The sequence below is a fragment of the Ruminiclostridium josui JCM 17888 genome (assembly GCF_000526495.1).
Classification (GTDB): Bacteria; Bacillota; Clostridia; order Acetivibrionales; family DSM-1351; genus Ruminiclostridium; species Ruminiclostridium josui.
Window position 1 is genome coordinate 1,402,571 of record NZ_JAGE01000001.1, and the last position, 16,684, is coordinate 1,419,254.

General features: G+C 36.5%; 19 protein-coding genes and 1 tRNA gene. 2 read left to right on the forward strand and 18 right to left on the reverse strand.

What is annotated here, in order from left to right; translation table 11 throughout:
* The 14 genes from cas6 to K412_RS0106665 form a co-directional block, all read right to left on the reverse strand.
* On the reverse strand, positions 1–732 hold the full coding sequence (cas6, locus tag K412_RS0106600; RefSeq protein ID WP_024832365.1) for a CRISPR-associated endoribonuclease Cas6: 732 nt from the start codon (positions 730–732) through the stop codon (positions 1–3).
* A gap of 412 nt (positions 733–1,144) precedes the next feature.
* Positions 1,145–1,429: a hypothetical protein gene (locus K412_RS0106605; RefSeq protein WP_051461019.1), complete on the reverse strand. Its 285-nt coding sequence runs from the start codon at positions 1,427–1,429 to the stop codon at positions 1,145–1,147.
* Positions 1,430–1,478: 49 nt separating this feature from the next.
* Positions 1,479–2,045, reverse strand: a complete 567-nt coding sequence (locus tag K412_RS0106610) for a Fe-S-containing hydro-lyase (RefSeq protein ID WP_024832367.1) — start codon at positions 2,043–2,045, stop codon at positions 1,479–1,481.
* Between the two features lies 1 nt (position 2,046).
* A complete protein-coding gene (locus K412_RS0106615; protein WP_024832368.1) occupies positions 2,047–2,889 on the reverse strand; it encodes a fumarate hydratase in 843 nt (280 codons plus the stop codon).
* Between the two features lie 86 nt (positions 2,890–2,975).
* On the reverse strand, positions 2,976–4,571 hold the full coding sequence (locus K412_RS0106620) for an FAD-dependent oxidoreductase (RefSeq protein ID WP_024832369.1): 1,596 nt from the start codon (positions 4,569–4,571) through the stop codon (positions 2,976–2,978).
* Between the two features lie 12 nt (positions 4,572–4,583).
* Positions 4,584–5,258 (reverse strand): 4Fe-4S dicluster domain-containing protein, encoded by a 675-nt coding sequence (locus K412_RS0106625; RefSeq protein ID WP_024832370.1) that lies wholly within the window; start codon positions 5,256–5,258, stop codon positions 4,584–4,586.
* 67 nt (positions 5,259–5,325) lie between these two features.
* Positions 5,326–6,174 (reverse strand): FAD/NAD(P)-binding protein, encoded by an 849-nt coding sequence (locus tag K412_RS0106630; RefSeq protein WP_024832371.1) that lies wholly within the window; start codon positions 6,172–6,174, stop codon positions 5,326–5,328.
* Entirely contained in the window at positions 6,174–7,199 is a 1,026-nt protein-coding gene (locus K412_RS0106635; protein WP_024832372.1) for a 4Fe-4S dicluster domain-containing protein, read from the reverse strand. Before K412_RS0106635 ends, K412_RS0106630 begins: the two co-directional genes overlap by 1 nt.
* Positions 7,200–7,202: 3 nt before the next feature.
* Positions 7,203–8,171: a 4Fe-4S dicluster domain-containing protein gene (locus K412_RS0106640; protein WP_024832373.1), complete on the reverse strand. Its 969-nt coding sequence runs from the start codon at positions 8,169–8,171 to the stop codon at positions 7,203–7,205.
* Complete coding sequence (locus tag K412_RS0106645; protein ID WP_024832374.1) at positions 8,159–8,599, reverse strand: hydrogenase iron-sulfur subunit; 441 nt, start codon at positions 8,597–8,599, stop codon at positions 8,159–8,161. Before K412_RS0106645 ends, K412_RS0106640 begins: the two co-directional genes overlap by 13 nt.
* Positions 8,590–10,557: a CoB--CoM heterodisulfide reductase iron-sulfur subunit A family protein gene (locus K412_RS0106650; RefSeq protein WP_024832375.1), complete on the reverse strand. Its 1,968-nt coding sequence runs from the start codon at positions 10,555–10,557 to the stop codon at positions 8,590–8,592. The genes K412_RS0106645 and K412_RS0106650 overlap by 10 nt, the downstream gene beginning before the upstream one ends.
* 22 nt (positions 10,558–10,579) lie before the next feature.
* Positions 10,580–10,972 (reverse strand): 4Fe-4S dicluster domain-containing protein, encoded by a 393-nt coding sequence (locus K412_RS0106655; protein WP_024832376.1) that lies wholly within the window; start codon positions 10,970–10,972, stop codon positions 10,580–10,582.
* 13 nt (positions 10,973–10,985) lie between these two features.
* Positions 10,986–11,774 carry a CoB--CoM heterodisulfide reductase iron-sulfur subunit B family protein gene (locus K412_RS0106660; protein WP_024832377.1) on the reverse strand — a complete coding sequence of 263 codons (789 nt, stop codon included), beginning with the start codon at positions 11,772–11,774 and terminating at the stop codon, positions 10,986–10,988.
* A gap of 591 nt (positions 11,775–12,365) precedes the next feature.
* A tRNA-Met gene (locus K412_RS0106665) sits at positions 12,366–12,441 on the reverse strand.
* Between the two features lie 377 nt (positions 12,442–12,818).
* On the opposite strand from K412_RS0106665, the gene K412_RS20565 reads away from it, so the two are divergent.
* Both K412_RS20565 and K412_RS0106675 read left to right on the forward strand, forming a co-directional pair.
* On the forward strand, positions 12,819–13,301 hold the full coding sequence (locus tag K412_RS20565) for a peptidylprolyl isomerase (RefSeq protein WP_173585595.1): 483 nt from the start codon (positions 12,819–12,821) through the stop codon (positions 13,299–13,301).
* A gap of 167 nt (positions 13,302–13,468) precedes the next feature.
* Entirely contained in the window at positions 13,469–15,067 is a 1,599-nt protein-coding gene (locus tag K412_RS0106675; protein WP_024832379.1) for a cysteine peptidase family C39 domain-containing protein, read from the forward strand.
* A gap of 11 nt (positions 15,068–15,078) precedes the next feature.
* Here the strand turns inward: K412_RS0106675 and K412_RS0106680 are convergent, their stop codons facing one another.
* From K412_RS0106680 to K412_RS0106695, 4 genes are all read right to left on the reverse strand, one after another.
* Complete coding sequence (locus K412_RS0106680; RefSeq protein ID WP_024832380.1) at positions 15,079–15,336, reverse strand: hypothetical protein; 258 nt, start codon at positions 15,334–15,336, stop codon at positions 15,079–15,081.
* Between the two features lie 149 nt (positions 15,337–15,485).
* On the reverse strand, positions 15,486–15,656 hold the full coding sequence (locus tag K412_RS22475; protein WP_198527697.1) for a hypothetical protein: 171 nt from the start codon (positions 15,654–15,656) through the stop codon (positions 15,486–15,488).
* Positions 15,653–16,351: a peptidoglycan-binding protein gene (locus K412_RS0106690; RefSeq protein ID WP_024832381.1), complete on the reverse strand. Its 699-nt coding sequence runs from the start codon at positions 16,349–16,351 to the stop codon at positions 15,653–15,655. The genes K412_RS22475 and K412_RS0106690 overlap by 4 nt, the downstream gene beginning before the upstream one ends.
* Positions 16,352–16,362: 11 nt before the next feature.
* Positions 16,363–16,617, reverse strand: coding sequence for a hypothetical protein (locus tag K412_RS0106695; RefSeq protein ID WP_024832382.1), 255 nt, complete (start codon positions 16,615–16,617; stop codon positions 16,363–16,365).
* Positions 16,618–16,684 lie beyond the last annotated feature (67 nt).

Genomic DNA, 16,684 nt, shown 5'->3' on the forward strand with positions numbered 1-16,684 from the left:
TCATATTAACTCAAGCATTCCGAAGCAAAGTCCCCTCTTTGAACCTAATCCCCGCTGATAAAGATATTGAAGAAGATATTGTTCACCTTCCATAGACAGTACGCCAAGTGAGGCTTGAATTTTCAACTCATATGACTTTACGATTACCTTTTTCATTTTAATAAAATCAATTTTAAGCATTTTGATATCATGACTTATGTCTCTTGAAAATTTGCCTTCCAACTCGGTTTGTAGATTCCTTTTGAGTATTTCGCCAGCATTTTCATCCTCAAAGGTGCAAAACCAGTCCTTCCCCGTCTCCTTATCATGATCACGTATAACAATAGGAGATAATGTATTGAAAACAGCTTTGCCTTGAGTAATAATTTTTTCTTTTTCATTTGTGATTTTAACTACTCTCAAAGAATTATCCTTTGACAGCTTGTACCACTTAAACTTCTGGGAAGATAGTGCATTATATAATTGAATTCCTGTGTATACATCTGGAGTTGATAAATTAATTATTATTTTCTTACTATTAACCCAAATGTTATCTCTATCAATGATTGTTTCAGGTACAAAGTATACCGACATGGTAAATTCCTTATTTGAATTCTTTCCTTTGCCGTACAGCTCTTCAAAAAAATCTTTATTGCTTTTCTCAATACAGGACTTTAAATAACTAACAATCTTTCGTCTGTAATCAATATTGAGTCTATTATTCTCCAATTCGCATGTAAAATGAAATCTCATAAATTCACCTCCTTTGTATATTCATTTATTCCATTATGGATATATTAAATAAGACTTAATTTTGGTTAGTAATAAATTTTACATTCCATAGTGTTATATTAATTATTTCCATTTATTACTAATCAAGTACCATATTAACATATATGTGATTTAATGTCAATCTTTTCCATAAATAAAGCCCCGTTTATCAAAACGGGGCTTTACAAAAAATAATATAATTAAGAGGAAAAAACAAAATGAAAAAAAGTTTACGTATTTATATTAACAGCACAATATTAATAAATAATTTATAAACGATGAACATTTTGTAAACTTAATAATTTTATCTTTGTGAACTAATATGGATGTTAAAAAATCTTCCAAAGTTAAACCTTGGAAGATTTCTATTTATAGCAAAATTTTATATAATTACTTATTTATTTGCTCCAGCTTCAATCCTTTTATTTCTAAAATATAAGCCAATATCTGTACTAACCATAATGACATTTGGGATGTAGAACCAGAATGCCAGATTCAAATTGTTTGATATTAGCTTTGATGCTATACCGCAAACATATCCAAATGCTATAAAGAATAAGAATAAAATGCTCTTGCCTTTTGTTGAGCGTGATTTATATGAGCGCACAATCGACAGCGGCCATGACACACCAAACCCAATAATCATCATAGTTTCTAATACTTCAGCTAACAATTCCATTTTGTATTCCCCTTTTTATTTATAAAGTTTACTACTGGCAAATACCTTCTCATTTTTGGGAAGCTTTTGCAGCAAGGTAGGCCTTTCGCCCTTCTTCATATAGGTTTTTGCCTTCACTGTCAATAATTACAACCAAAGGCATTTCTTCCACATAGAGCTTTCTCAACGCTTCTGGGCCTAAGTCTTCATATGCAATCAGTTCTGAGCTTTTGATACATTTAGCAAGTAACGCTCCTGCCCCACCAATAGCTCCAAAATAAACTCCGCTGTACTTTTTCATAGCATCCACTACTTCTGGCAGTCTGTCACCTTTTCCAATCATTCCTCTAGCTCCCACTGACATCATAGTAGGTGCATATGCATCCATACGCCCACTAGTTGTTGGCCCAGCAGAACCTATTATCTGACCAGGTTTTGCTGGAGTTGGACCTACATAATATAATGTAGCATCTTTCGGATCAAATGGCAAATCCTGCCCATTTGCAAGGGCTTCACACATTCTCTTATGGCCAGCATCCCTGGAAGTATATATTTCACCAGTCAAATAGACTGTATCACCCGCATGTAAGGTTTTTGCGAGTTCTTCTGTTAATGGGAGTTGAATTTTACGTTCCATGTCAGATTACCTCCGTTTTATGTCGTGTGACATGACAATTAATATTAATTGCGCATGGCATACCGGCAATATGGGTTGGCATTGTTTCTATCATTACTGCTAAAGCTGTGGTTTTTCCACCAAAGCCCTGTGGCCCAATCCCCAGATTATTGATTTTTTCTAGCATTTCAGATTCCAACTCTGCATAATATGGGTCTTTATTTGGAATATCTACATTTCTCATCAATGCCTTCTTAGCTAATAAGGCTGCTTTATCAAAGGTTCCACCTATTCCAACACCCACTACCATAGGGGGACATGGATTCGGGCCTGCATTTTCTACAGTTTCAAGAATGAAATCTTTAATTCCTTGAATTCCTGCTGATGGCTTAAACATACGAATAGCACTCATATTTTCACTACCAAAGCCCTTAGGCCCAACAGTAATCTTAATCTTATCACCATCAACTATCTCTGTATATAACATAGCAGGTGTATTGTCTCCAGTGTTGCCGCGTCTTACAGGATCTTTTACTACTGATTTTCGCAGATAGCCCTCAGCATAGCCTTGGCGCACCCCTTCATTCACAGCATCTGCAAGACTTTGGCCTGTAATATGTACATCCTGACCTATTTCCATGAAAACACATGCCATTCCAGTATCTTGGCAAATAGGCACATTTTCTGACTCTGCAATTTCATAGTTAGTAATAATTTTGTCTAGGATATCCTGAGCAATCTCACCATCTTCACTTTCTCTGCATTTTTTAATACATGCTTTTATATCACTAGGTAGGTTTTGATTAGCCTCAATACACAAACGCCTAACAACGTCAATAATCTGGTCTGTAGATATTTCGCGCATTCTTAGTTTCCTTCCTTAATTATAGGTTTTAGTAGGATTCATATATTAATTGATTGTAGAAGTATAAATAGCTCCATCCTAAAAATCTATCTAGTATACTTTGGAAGTAGCATTGGAGATACAGTATCTGTTTCAATCCCCGCAGCTTCCAATTTCTTTGCATAGCTATTTATATGTTCTAGAGATAACTCACTTAAAGAAACAGTTTTGCTCTTTTTAGCTGCTGCCTTTCCTGCATTTCTTCCGAATACAATGATGTCTAATAATGAATTTCCCATTAGACGGTTTCTTCCATGGATTCCTCCAACTGCTTCACCTGCAACAAGAAGATTATCAATGGCCTTTGTGAAACCTTCTCCGTTTATTTCAAGCCCACCATTTTGATAATGTAGAGTAGGATATATTAGAATAGGTTGTTTTCTCATATCTATGTTGTAGTTTAGATACATACGAAGCATAGCAGGTATACGTCTTTCAATTGTACCTTCTCCGTGAATCATCTCAATCATAGGTGTATCAAGCCATACTCCCATACCTCCTGTTGGGGTAGGAATACCTTTCCCTCTATCACTACATTCACGAATTATAGAAGCCGCACATACATCACGTGTTTCCAAAGGATGCATAAATGCTTCTCCATCTATATTTACAAGCATAGCACCTAATGAACGTACTTTTTCTGTTACTAGTGCTCCAAAAATCTGTATAGGGTAAGCAACTCCTGTTGGATGGTACTGAATAGTGTCCTGATAAAGAAGCGGTGCTCCTGCACGGTACCCCATAATTAGACCGTCAGCTGTAGCTCCATAATGGTTTGAGGTAGGAAAGTTCTGATAATGAAGTCTTCCTGCACCACCAGTAGCAATTATAACCGTCTTAGCTCTTGCTACTAGATACTCTCCTGTCTCCATATTCTGAAGTACAGCACCGGCAGCTTGTCCATTCTTATCCAAAATTAGTTCAACTGCTGCTGTAAAATCTATAACAGGAATTTCACGGTTAATTACTTCATCACGAAGTACTCGCATTATTTCTGCCCCAGAATAATCCTTACATGCGTGCATTCTTTTTCTGGAGGTACCGCCTCCATGGGTAGTTATCATTGTTCCATCTTCATTTTTATCAAACATTACCCCTAAGTTATTAAGCCATGCAATGGCATCTGGAGCTTCCATTACCAATCTCCTTAGAAGCTCTGGTCTAGCAGCAAAGTGTCCGCCTCCAAAAGCGTCCAAATAATGCTGTTGTGGAGAGTCATTTTCTTTGTCTGCAGCCTGAATTCCACCTTCGGCCATCATAGTATTGGCATCACCAATACGAAGCTTTGTAACTATCATAACATTTGCTCCGTTCTCATTAGCTTCAATAGCTGCTGATGAGCCAGCACCACCGCCACCAATAACTAATACATCCACATCATAATCTATTTTAGATAGATCAATATTTTCATCCTTTATTCTACTATTGGAGTGGAGTAAGGTACAAAGCTCTACTGGTGCTTTTTCCCCCTTGTTGGGACCAATTTGGATAATTGAAAATCCATCCTCTCTAAAGTCCGGATGATATTGGCGAAGAAGAGTATCTTTTTCCTCAGCGGTCATTCTTCTTGGTTCATAACCTATTCTTTCGGCTCTAGTTGCTTCTACTTTCTTTATAGACTCTAACATTTCTGCTGTAAACATACTTTTCCCCTCCTACTCCTCAATATCTCTTTTGTTATATAGTTCTTTCATTTCTTCGATTGGCTTTTCCATAATCTTTGCAATCAGGTCATCAAAGGCACCTTTATTAATCTCTTCCACACGTTTCTTGAGATGCTCACTCTTTGGCGCAATGTATTTTCCAGTCAGTCTACGCGCTAGTAAACCCACCATTGGATGTGAAATGCCGGCTGGACATCTAGAAGTACAAATGCCACAGTTTACGCAGTCAAAAGACTCTTCTGCACATTTTTCAAACTCACCTCTTTGAGCGTAAGCAATATATTGCATTACATTTAAGCTCTGAGAGCATCCCTTTGTACAAGCATTACATCCTATACAACTATATATCTCAGGATATAACTCCATCATAATCTTTTGTTCCGGTCTTATTTCTTCTATATCATAGCTTCTCTTATCTGTTGGAAAGAATGGGAGACTAGCCACATACATACCATCCACTACCTGTGTCTGACAAGCCAAACAAGTCTTTAATTCATTATTTCCTTTTATTCTATAAATTGTTGCACATGCACCGCAAAACCCATGACGACATCCACATCCTCTTACAAGTTTATAACCTGCATATTCCATAGCTGTCATTATGGTGAGGTCTGCTGGTACTGTGTATTTTTTTCCATATAAAAATACATTGACCATTTCCTGCATCTTCTTTATCCTCCTAATATATATTTATTGGGGCTTTTCAAATTGCTCCATAACACATTCCACTAATTTAATACTCCGGTGGCAGCTCGTCAATTTCGTCGCATCTAAATACCGGTCCATCTTTACATACATATTTTGATCCGATATTACAGCGCCCACATTTGCCTATACCACATTTCATTCTAAGTTCCAAGGTTGTATATACCTGTGTTTTATTGAAGCCCATTTCTTCCAGTGCAGCTAAAACAAATTTAATCATAATTGGCGGTCCGCAAACCAAAACTGTCTTATCTGTTGCTAATTCCAACTCTTTTAGATAGCTAGGGACAAATCCCACATGGCCATTCCATCCCTCTTGCTCTCTATCTATAGTTAAATAAACATTTACACCTTCCGTTTTACACCAAACCTCTTGTATTTCTTTTAATTGAACCAAGTCATCTGCTGAACGTGATCCATATAAAATGTCAACACTTCCATAGTTCTCTCTATTGTCTAATACATAATTAATAACTGATCTAAGTGGTGCAAGGCCTATTCCACCGGCGATAAAAAGAAGATTTTCTCCTTTTAATGCAGTTTCAACAGGAAATGCATTTCCATAAGGTCCGCGAACTGTAACTTCCTCTCCAACCTCCATATTGTGAAGATAATCTGTTAATGCTCCGCAGCGTTTAATGCTAAATTCCTGATACTCTTTATTTGTTGGTGATGAAGTAATGGAAAACATCGCTTCTCCCACGCCCGGAACAGAAACCATTGCACATTGACCAGGTAAATGCTCAAATAACTTTTTACCTTCTCTATTCACAACTCGAAAAGTCTTAACATCTGGAGTTTCAGTTCGAATATCGGTAATTACACCAATTAGTGGAACCAGCGAATCAGTTTTGTGATTTCCTCCACAATTACACATTAACTTTCACCTCCAAAACTTTTTATAACCTTAACAATGTTTTGTGATGCTGGACATTTGCTTACACAACGTCCACAGCCTACACATGAGTACACGCCATCGTTGTTTGCTGGAAAGTATATCAACTTGTGCATAAAGCGTTGGCGGAACCTCTGCAACTGGCTGGTACGGGGATTTCCATGAGCCATCATTGTAAAATCAGAATACATGCACGAATCCCAGCAACGGAATCTTTGTACACCGTTTCCGGTATTATAGTCTTTAATGTCATAGCATTGGCAGGTAGGACATACAAAAGTGCATGTACCACATCCAAGACAAGCCTTAAATAGCTGTTCCCACTTTGGAGAATTAAACATTTCGTCCAAAGCATCTGGAGTAAATTTGCTCATATCCAAATGGCTATAAGGCAGTTTCTCAATAATTCCCTTAATAGCAGCTTGTTCTTTTTCTACTGCTGATGTATCTGATACTATTTCTAAAAGACTGTCAACTTCTTTTGTAAGTGACTCACCCTTCTCAGTAAGCGCCTTCCAGTATATTGAATCTTCAACCTGCCATATAACAACATCTCCTGCAGGAGTACTTGCATCTATACCAAACACATTACAGAAGCAGGTTTCTTCTGGTTCATGACATGCCATAGCCACTATTATTCCATGCTCTCTACGAGCTGCATAATATGTATCAATGGGTTCACTTAGAAATACTTTGTCAAGTATTTCTATTGCTTTAATATCACATGCTTTCACTCCAAAAATCACAAAAGGTTGATTTATTAACTCAGTTGGAGTTATTACTATTTTCCCGTTTTCCTTATGGCAGTTATATAGGGTTTCGCTTTGTGGGAAAAAGAAGTCTTTTGGAGATTTAACGGTCTTTAAGGTATCCAAATCCACTTCTGCATCCTTTGTCCAAAGTCCATAATTTACTTGGTCAGACTTTTTTACTGGCAAATACAAGTTTTTAGTATTTGCAATAGCAGTAAATAACGTTTGCAATTGATTTTTCGCTATCTTATACATACCCTATTTCCTTTCTCCAACAATACTTGGTTCTACATCCTCAAGTGTAAAGCTGGTCAATGGCCCTTTGCTTTGTGCATCTTCACCCGCCTGAAATTCTCCATAAAACTCATTAATATCCTTGATAAACTTTCTGTTCAGTAAGTGCAGTGGTATGCCTTGTGGACATACTCTGCTACATTCACCGCAATCTGTGCAGCGACCAGCTACGTGAAATGCACGTATTATGTGAAACATCTTTTCTTCAAAGCTATCAACATTAGCCTTCTGTGCAGAATCAAAGTTATTACTATCAAAGACACATTTTCTACAGCTACAAGCCGGACATGCATTTCTACAAGCATTACATCTAATGCACTTTGACAACTCGTTCTGCCAGAATATAAAACGCTCTTCTGATGTCATAGCCTCAAGCTTCTCTACCATATCAAAACGGCTGGTAACATCTTCGTTTTGATATGCAGTATTTATTTCTATTAATTCATCAAATATCTTGTGCTCTTTGCCTTTACAAACTGTACACCTTTCCATAAGTGCATCCTTAGCTGCCATAGTCTTTTGACCATAGATTGTCTGCACCTTTAGGTTTTCACCATCTATTTCAATGCTTTCTATACCTTTTATACCGGCTTTATTTATCTTTTCAACACTATAGTTTCCAGAGCAACTAACACCAATAATGTATGCTTTTTCTCTATCAACTCTGTGCTCTTTTATTAATTGATTAAAGCTATATGTGTCACATGGTTTTAAGAATACCAATGTCTTTCCATCTAGCTTACTGGCTTCTATCATATATTTACTCAGGTTTGCCCCGCAAAAACCGTTGTATGTAAAGGAAGTCAATTCGTCTGTGCAATTAAAAAATGCTGGTTCAGGATTGTACGCCAAATCGCCCTTCTTCCATCCTAGAACCCGAGCCACTTCACCCTTTGAAAGAAGTTCTTTCGCCCGCTCAATTATCTTTTGCATCGTAAATCCCCCAATCTCACATTTTCACCTAATGAATGAATCTTTTCTACAAATTCGTTCATAACTGTGGAGAATTTAACACCTTCTGCTGCTGATACCCACTCAACTCGAGTACGTCCATTTTCTATTCCCAAATAATTAAGCATTGAGAATAGCAGTGTCATTCTTCTTCTTGTGTAATAGTTACCAGTACTGTAGTGACAGTCCCCTGGGTGACATCCGCATAGAATAACCCCATCTGCTCCTTTTTCAAAGGCTCTCAGAATGAACATAGGATTCACACGGCAAGAGCAAGGTACTTTTATAATCTTTACATCAGCAGGGTAAGAAAGTCGGCTTGTTCCTGCAAGGTCTGCACCTGCATAGCTACACCAGTTGCAGCAAAATGCAACTATATTGGGCTTGAATTCTTTATTATCTATCTGCATATTGCATCTACCTCCGCAAGAATTTGTCGGTTTGAGAAGCCTTGAAGATCCATTGCTCCAGATGGGCATACAACGGTACATGCTCCGCACCCTTGACAAATAGCACTATTTACAAATGCTACTCTCCTTGTTTCTCGTACACCATGATCATTAACTTCTTTATCCTGATAGGATATAGCCCCATATGGACATACGTGCTCACAATTTGAACAACCATTGCAGAAAAGCTCGTTAGCTTTTGCAACGCATGGATTTGTTACTAACTTATCTTTAGCTAATAATCCTATTGCTTTAACAGCCGCCGCTCCAGCCTGTGCTACAGTTTCTGGGATATCCTTTGGTCCTTGACATACTCCTGACAAAAATACCCCTGCTGTTGGTGACTCAACTGGTCTTAACTTTGGATGAGCCTCTGTCAAGAAATTATTGGTATCTATACTAGCAGTAAGCATTGTAGCTATTTCTCTAACTGAAGGGTCAGGTTCAATGGCAGTTGCAAGAACTACCATATCAACATTGAGCATAATTCTCTTATTATCTAGCATATCAACAGCCTGTACCAGCAAGTGACCATCTACTTCTGCCACCTTACCAACCTGGCCCTTGATATAATTCACTCCGTATTCCTCTACTGCTCTTCTGTAGAATTCATCAAAATTCTTACCTGGAGTACGTACATCAATATAAAATACATGTACATCAATATCAGGATATTTGTCTTTTATAAGCATTGCATGCTTTGCAGTATACATACAGCAAATCTTTGAGCAATAGCTCTTTCCTCTGCAGGTTACATCACGTGAACCAACACACTGAATAAAAGCTACAGACTTTGGCTTTTCATGATTTGAGAGACGAACTAATTTACCCTTTGTAGGGCCCGCTGCATTTGTCAGACGTTCAAATTCTAAAGATGTAATAACGTCCGGACTTTGGTTATATGAATATTCATCAAACTTATCTAAGCTGATGGTATCAAAGCCTGTTGCAACTACTATAGCTCCATAGTTTCCTGTAATAATCTCATCTTTTTGCTCATAATCAATAGCTCCTGCCGCACAAACCTTTGCACATACTCCGCATTTGCCAGTTTTGAATTTTGTACACTGTTCCCTATCGATAACAGGCACATTAGGAACTGCTTGTGCAAAGGGTGTGTATATAGCACTTCGGTTGCTTAAACCTCTATTAAATTCGCTCTTTCCTTTTTTGGAAGGACATTTCTCTGTACAAACTCCACATCCTGTACATTTACTCATGTCAACACTACGTGCTTTTTTACGTATATCTACAAAGAAATCTCCTACAAAGCCGCTTACCTTTTCTACTTCACTGTATGTATAGGAAGCTGCTTCCACCATTTTTGGTGTCAGTATACAGGCAGAACAGTCTAGAGTTGGGAAGGTTTTATCCAACTGAGACATTCTACCACCGATACTTGGAGTTTTCTCAACTATATCTACTTCATATCCCGCATCTGCGATATCAATTGCCGTCTGAATACCAGCAATTCCACCACCGATAACCAGCGCTCTTTTTACTACTTTACTTTCGCCTGCCTGAAGAGGCGTGTTTAAATTTACTTTTGCAATTGCTGCTCTGGCAAGAATAACTGCTTTTTCTGTTGCTTCTTCTCTATCTTTATGAATCCATGAACAATGCTCACGAATATTGGCTATTTCAACCAAAAAAGGATTTAAGCCAGCTTTTTCAGCTGCCTTTCTAAATGTATTCTCATGCATACGAGGAGAACAGGAACAAACTACTACTCCCGTCAACTGCTTTTCTTTAATTGCTTCACGTATCTTACTCTGACCTGCTTCTGAACACATGTATTGATATTCTTCGGCGTGAACCACACCTTGTTCTTTTTTAACCATCTCAACAACTTTTTCAACATCTACAGTTGCTGCTATATTTGTGCCACAATGGCAAACAAATACTCCTATTCTTTGCAATTAATTCACCTCCAAACCTTTTTTACTTACTATACTTACGAAATGCACTTGCCAATAACTGCTGTGGAACCTCTTCATCCAAGAGTTCTGGTACCTCATCCGGTAATAGATAATTCTGTCCTTTTTGACGAATAACCATTAATCGAACTGCTTCTATCAGCCTTGCTGGCTTTACATCTCTTGGGCAACGTTCTACACAAGCAAAACAGGAAAGACATTTCCAAAGGCTTGTGGATTCCATTAATTCATTTACTTTGTTGTTTTGTACATATGATACAAACTGATGTGGCCTTATATCCATTTCTTCGTAAGAGGGACATGAGGCAGAGCATTTTCCACACTTCATACATTTTCTTGTATCTACATTGCTAATCTCTTTTACCAGTTGTGCTTGTTCCGTATTTGCTTTCTGCACTTTACACACCCCCTTATTCATCCTTTAAACCTAATGCCTCTGCCAGTATTTCAGTAAAATAATGTACTTTGAGCTTATTCGCTTCGCCACTTTTTTTCAAATTATATAAACATAGAGGACAGGCTGTTATAATCTCTTCTGCACCTTTATATGTAGCGGAATCCATAATTTTATCTACCATTGTTCCTGCTAATTCTTTTTCTTTTAAGGAAATATATCCACCGCAGCATTCATTTCTATATGGATAAATAATTGCTTCTGCACCAAGAGCACGAATGAAGTCTTCGATAATTGTTGGATTTTCAGCATCATCAAATTGAATTACACTGCTTGGCCTAAGAAGCATACAGCCATAATATGCGCCAATCTTTCTTCCAGTTAGTGGATTCTTTACTTTTTCTTTTAGAGTGTCAAATCCAACTTTATCCCGTAGTAATTCAAGATAATGAAATACTTGTGTTTCCCCAGTATATGGTTCTTCTAATTGAAGATAATTGTTAGCCCTTGTTCTAATATCCTCATTTTGCCTCATATCATCATTTACACGCTTTATAACGTGGTGACAGGCTGAACATACAGTTACTAAATCCTGTCCTTTTCCTTTAGCACTATTTAATACACGAACAGAGGCAAGTTTTGTAGCAATCTCGTCTGTTGCTTGTGGATACACAGCACCACAGCATTGCCATTCCTCTATTTCTTCCAACTCAAACCCCAACGCTTGGGCTGAAATTCTGGCATACTTGTCAAGAACTTTGGCTTTATTCTTTAATGTACATCCTGGATAATAACTATAAATCATTTTAGCCTCCATGAGCCGTATACCGGCTACAAAATATTAGTGAAATTTGCTACCCATGTGTATTTGGGTTTATCTCCATTGATTACTCAATGAAAAAAATTTACACGTTATTGATAAAAATTTAACATTCTTATCCGCATTATTTACCTCATAATCTTTCTTGCCCGCGTTTTTTTAGAACTATTCCACCTTTTACCTGGCAAAATGTTCTGATGAACTATCAATTCATGCGCTTTATTTTGTATTGTTAATTATTTAACAATACGTTTTACAACCTATGACAAAAAAATGATAAACACCTATTTTGGCTTCTCATTTTATTAATAATATGTTTTAACAACATACTTATTAATAATATACTTTAATATTAGTTTGTCAAGCTTAGGATTTTGTAGAATTTTTGCAGGATTATTATTTTTAGATAAATTGGCGTATTATAGATACGGAGTTTTGAAATTAAAACTTAACATAGAATACTTTACTTATACCTTTTTCAATAACAGTAGTCACATAGTAGTCAGTCTGTAAATTTATCATTATACTAATAAAAATATAAAAAAACCGCTAGTCTAAAAAACTAACGGCTCTTCTTGGTTGCGGGAGCAGGACTTGAACCTACGACCTTCGGGTTATGAGCCCGACGAGCTACCAACTGCTCCACCCCGCGATGACTATATTTAAAGTATGTTCAGTAGTTAATGATTTTATTCATTACCGCTGACAACTATTATAATTTAACACATAATTTTAAAAATTGCAAGTGTTTTTTAATAGAATTTTATGCTTGTAAATTAAGACAGTATTTTAAATAAATTTACAAAAAGTATACATATTTTTCACAAAATTATTATTAAATTATATATGATTATGCTTTTTTAAGTTATCAAATATAGGAGGAATTAAAATGATTAAAAACTCTATAAGAAAACAGCTTTTCTCATAATTACCGGTCTAATATTCAGCGTTATATTATCCGGTTGTGGTAAACCTGGTTCGCAGGGAAGCTCAGACCAGCCTTCCGGTCATCCGAAAATTCAGTTTGAAATGGAAAATGGAGATAAGATGACTTTTGAGCTATATCCGGAATATGCCCCCGAAACAGTAAGTAACTTTGTATCATTAGCCGAATCCGGTTTTTATGACGGCCTTACCTTTCACAGAATAATAAAGGGATTTATGGTTCAGGGCGGAGATCCCAAAGGTGACGGTACAGGAGGTTCAGACAAGAACATAAAAGGAGAATTCAGCTCAAATGGCTTTGCACAGAACACCCTGAAGCATACAAAAGGAATAATATCTATGGCAAGAAGCGCTGATCCTGATTCTGCATCAAGTCAATTCTTTATAATGGATGGAACAGCAGCAAACCTTGACGGTAACTATGCTGCATTCGGTAAGCTGACAAGCGGTGAAGAAACCTTGGACAAAATAGCAAATACTCCTGTAGAATTAAATCCAAATTCAGGTGAAGTTTCACACCCCACGGAAAAAGTAATTATTAAAACAGTAACAGTCCTTGAAAAATAATTATAAAAGCATATTAGCCGGGGAACATATAATATTTTTTCGGCTTAATATGCTTTTTTATTTCTTTAACAATTAATCTTGTATTTATGGATTTATTTCTATAAAATAACATTAAATGTTTTAGTTTCTAAATCTGGTAATAGCAGTAGATTGTAAGTGGGGTTAACATGAATATTTTCAAACGGCTTGATATCGAACCATTTCACAGCGACTTTTCAAATTGCTTCGAAGAATGTATGATTTCTGTATCAAATTTCTATCAACGAAATTATATTTTGATGTATTCTCATGCATGGGGATTTGGGTTTGATATTGATAATTATAAAATAAATGGTACAGGAAATTCTATAAAAGATGACAGAGGTAGAGTATATGATCTTTATCATCTCTATCACGGCATTAAAATCTCCTTTCATGATATCAATAATCCTGAAAATGTAATCAAGATTATAATCAACCATATTGTTAATGGTAATCCTGCCGGAATCCTTATGGATACATTTTATTATTCCTGGGACCCCAATAAAAACCAACATGGAAAGCACTGGTTCCTAATATCAGGCGTTGATACGGAAAAAGAAGTTTTTTACTGCACCGATCCCTACTTTTTGCAAAAAGATGCCCTACTTAGTTTTAATGATTTTATAAGTGGGTATCTTGGAGTATTGTTTACTTTTGAAATAACAAATAATGAAGTATCGGACTACAATTGGAAAGATCTTATATTCGCCATTTCAAAAAAGCTCAAAGGTGAAAACGGTGTAAAGAATATTTTCAGCAGTATGGAAGATTTTGCAGCTAGTGTTGAAAAAGGTTTTTGTATAGAAAAAGAAACCGAATCAACCAAGAGGGTCATTGACATGCCTTACTACGTTAACCTACAATCCGTGAATCGTGGAAGGCGACAGTACGCAAAATTTCTTGAGCATACAGCAGCAAGATACCATATCCCAGAACTACTCTCTATTTCTGAAAAGCTTAAACAGGTAAGCTATAAATGGGATGTATTGAGGGGAATTTTAACAAAGGCTATTCTGAGTAAAAATGAAGAAATTATTAAGTCTAAAATTCCACCTAGTATCAGAGAAATATCTGAGATTGAAAAGAAAATCCTCAATCATTTGATTAAAACCGCATCAGATAATTCACTGCTTAATTCCAATGTCTTTAACAACACAGAAAGCGTTTCTTATATACCTGAAAAAATTAATTATAGCAGCTATACATATTTGGATTTGTCAAATTATTTCAACAATAAGGGTTTTGGAGCCTTATTGGACAAGAATGCAAAATCAAACCTAAATGGTACAGGAATGTTCTTTGTTTCTGATGATATCCCTTCTAGTGAAATATGGGAAGTTGATAGCATGAAGTTTAGATTTCCAAATGTACTTGAAAGCCAATTTGACAATATTTCATGTTCTGGTCAAGACCTGGAGTTTTCTCCCATTGATTGCAGCAGTATTATGTTGCTCGGAACGGCAGACTTCGGGAGCTTTAAGGAATCAATAATTCTCAGGTTTATGGACGGTAGTACAGAAGAAGTTATTATAGATTTTACAGAATTAATTTTTGAGCCACTGTTTGGTGAATCTGTCGCATGGGAAGGTAGAGCCTGTGAACTTCTTGACGGCAAAATACAGGTTCGTAATTCCAAAGTAAAAATATTTTCAAAAACCTATAAATTGAGCAAACCAGGTAGGGTAAAAAGTCTTTCCCTTCCCTACCTTCCCAATATACATATATTCGCTATTACAATGGTATAAAGGGCTTAATGTTAGCTATTTCCATCTTTGTACCCTTCTATGTATAAAGCCTTGAATACTAATTCGGATAAATCGTTGTTCAATTTATCGTATACTTCCAGAAGTTTTAGCTTGTCGTCACGTAAGTCATTGGCTATCCGCTTTCTGGTTTCAATTAATTGATTCTGAAGTTCCATATAACTTATATTCAGACATTCTCTATTGCATACGGAAGCGATTTTGCCTTCTATTATATTATCAATTAATTTACCTCTGCTTTGGTCTCCCATCAGCCTTTTACCTCCAATTTAATTAGTACTCGCACTTATTCCTTGTCACAAAAAGAACATATGTTCTTTTATATAGTATAATACTGTTCTTAATTTGATTCAACCCCTTTTCCATTGTTTATTTTTAAATACAATTATGGTAAACTCTGCTATGACTTGTTAAGCTTTACCGCAAAGAAAAATGAAACTGCCATTGTAGTCAAAGGTACTATTTCCTTGGCCTCCAGCCTTTCTGTAACAATAAACCCGATTAATGCCCCTGTCAAAACAAATGTAACTATTGTTTTTACATCAATTAGCTTTGCTATTTTTTCTTTCATGGCCTTTCTCCTTTCATTCTCTCAACTATATTCATCACAAAATCGGGGAAATATTCTTCTGTTTTAAGCTTTTTCAACCATATTTCAGGATTCTTCTGGGTAACTCGAACAGTTTCCTCTGCTGATTCAAAGTAATTGCCAAGTATCTTCTGACATATTTGAACCATTTCCCGTGCTTTTTCTTTTGTTTTGGGGCCTACAATCCCATCTACAGTAAGTCCTGTCACTGCTTGAAACTCTTTTATAGTCATGTCTTTTTTCTCTCCTTTTAAAACACTGTCCCTTATTGCTTCCTTTTGAGAAAGGCTTAATCCGTTGTGCTCTAGAAGCTGAACATGCCAGGGTTCATAACTAATTGGTTTAATAAGTCCGTCTTTTATCAGTTCCTCATTCATAAGTTCTTTAAACCAACTGTCGCTGATATCCATGGCAATACAATAGCAATGATTGCTTTTTCCGTATGCAGCAGCAAGGCATTCCCCTTTTTTGCTGTACACAAAGCCATCTTCTCTCTGCCAGCTGCCAGGATTACTTGCTAAAACTTCTTTTGCTATTGTCTTTTGTTTATCAATACTTCTATAGCCCGAGGTACAGAAGCAGTCCTTACCTTTTGCTATACATAGCACATTTACAGCGTTTATTAGTTTTGGGTATACACAGGCTTCATCCTTATATTTAAACTTTACAGAAGGCATATTATCTCATCTCACTTTCCTGAAAATTTCAAAGTCCCTACTATAGCCCCGATTACTGTTATTGCTGTAGTGAGTGCTTTAATAAGCTCCAGTACAATCGGAGACCATGTTTTGTTTTCTCCTTCGTTCCTCTTTTTGATATCTGTTTTTATTTCTGTTAAATCCTCTTTTATTTCCTTTACGTACACTTTTGCCTCGGTGTGGTTTTGCTCCAGAGTTCTGATTCTTTCTTCATTTATACAACGATATCCACACTCTCCCGTCATTGACAAACCCCCTTTTTACATGGCAAAAGCCAAAAAAAGGATTACCCGTTTTGTTGGTAATCCTTTT

Bases quoted from the DNA above. Each gene is read 5' to 3' on its own strand.
- K412_RS22475 (WP_198527697.1), bottom strand. From the start codon at position 15,656: ATGAAAGAAAAAATAGCAAAGCTAATTGATGTAAAAACAATAGTTACA.
- K412_RS0106640 (WP_024832373.1), bottom strand. From the start codon at position 8,171: ATGCAAAAGATAATTGAGCGGGCGAAAGAACTTCTTTCAAAGGGTGAA.
- K412_RS0106615 (WP_024832368.1), bottom strand. From the start codon at position 2,889: ATGCGCGAAATATCTACAGACCAGATTATTGACGTTGTTAGGCGTTTG.
- K412_RS0106695 (WP_024832382.1), bottom strand. From the start codon at position 16,617: ATGACGGGAGAGTGTGGATATCGTTGTATAAATGAAGAAAGAATCAGA.
- K412_RS0106635 (WP_024832372.1), bottom strand. From the start codon at position 7,199: ATGTATAAGATAGCGAAAAATCAATTGCAAACGTTATTTACTGCTATT.
- K412_RS0106690 (WP_024832381.1), bottom strand. From the start codon at position 16,351: ATGCCTTCTGTAAAGTTTAAATATAAGGATGAAGCCTGTGTATACCCA.
- K412_RS0106660 (WP_024832377.1), bottom strand. From the start codon at position 11,774: ATGATTTATAGTTATTATCCAGGATGTACATTAAAGAATAAAGCCAAA.
- cas6 (WP_024832365.1), bottom strand. From the start codon at position 732: ATGAGATTTCATTTTACATGCGAATTGGAGAATAATAGACTCAATATT.
- K412_RS20565 (WP_173585595.1), top strand. From the start codon at position 12,819: ATGGAAAATGGAGATAAGATGACTTTTGAGCTATATCCGGAATATGCC.
- K412_RS0106625 (WP_024832370.1), bottom strand. From the start codon at position 5,258: ATGCAGGAAATGGTCAATGTATTTTTATATGGAAAAAAATACACAGTA.
- K412_RS0106605 (WP_051461019.1), bottom strand. From the start codon at position 1,429: ATGGAATTGTTAGCTGAAGTATTAGAAACTATGATGATTATTGGGTTT.
- K412_RS0106645 (WP_024832374.1), bottom strand. From the start codon at position 8,599: ATGCAGATAGATAATAAAGAATTCAAGCCCAATATAGTTGCATTTTGC.
- K412_RS0106630 (WP_024832371.1), bottom strand. From the start codon at position 6,174: ATGTGTAATTGTGGAGGAAATCACAAAACTGATTCGCTGGTTCCACTA.
- K412_RS0106680 (WP_024832380.1), bottom strand. From the start codon at position 15,336: ATGGGAGACCAAAGCAGAGGTAAATTAATTGATAATATAATAGAAGGC.
- K412_RS0106620 (WP_024832369.1), bottom strand. From the start codon at position 4,571: ATGTTTACAGCAGAAATGTTAGAGTCTATAAAGAAAGTAGAAGCAACT.
- K412_RS0106610 (WP_024832367.1), bottom strand. From the start codon at position 2,045: ATGGAACGTAAAATTCAACTCCCATTAACAGAAGAACTCGCAAAAACC.
- K412_RS0106675 (WP_024832379.1), top strand. From the start codon at position 13,469: ATGAATATTTTCAAACGGCTTGATATCGAACCATTTCACAGCGACTTT.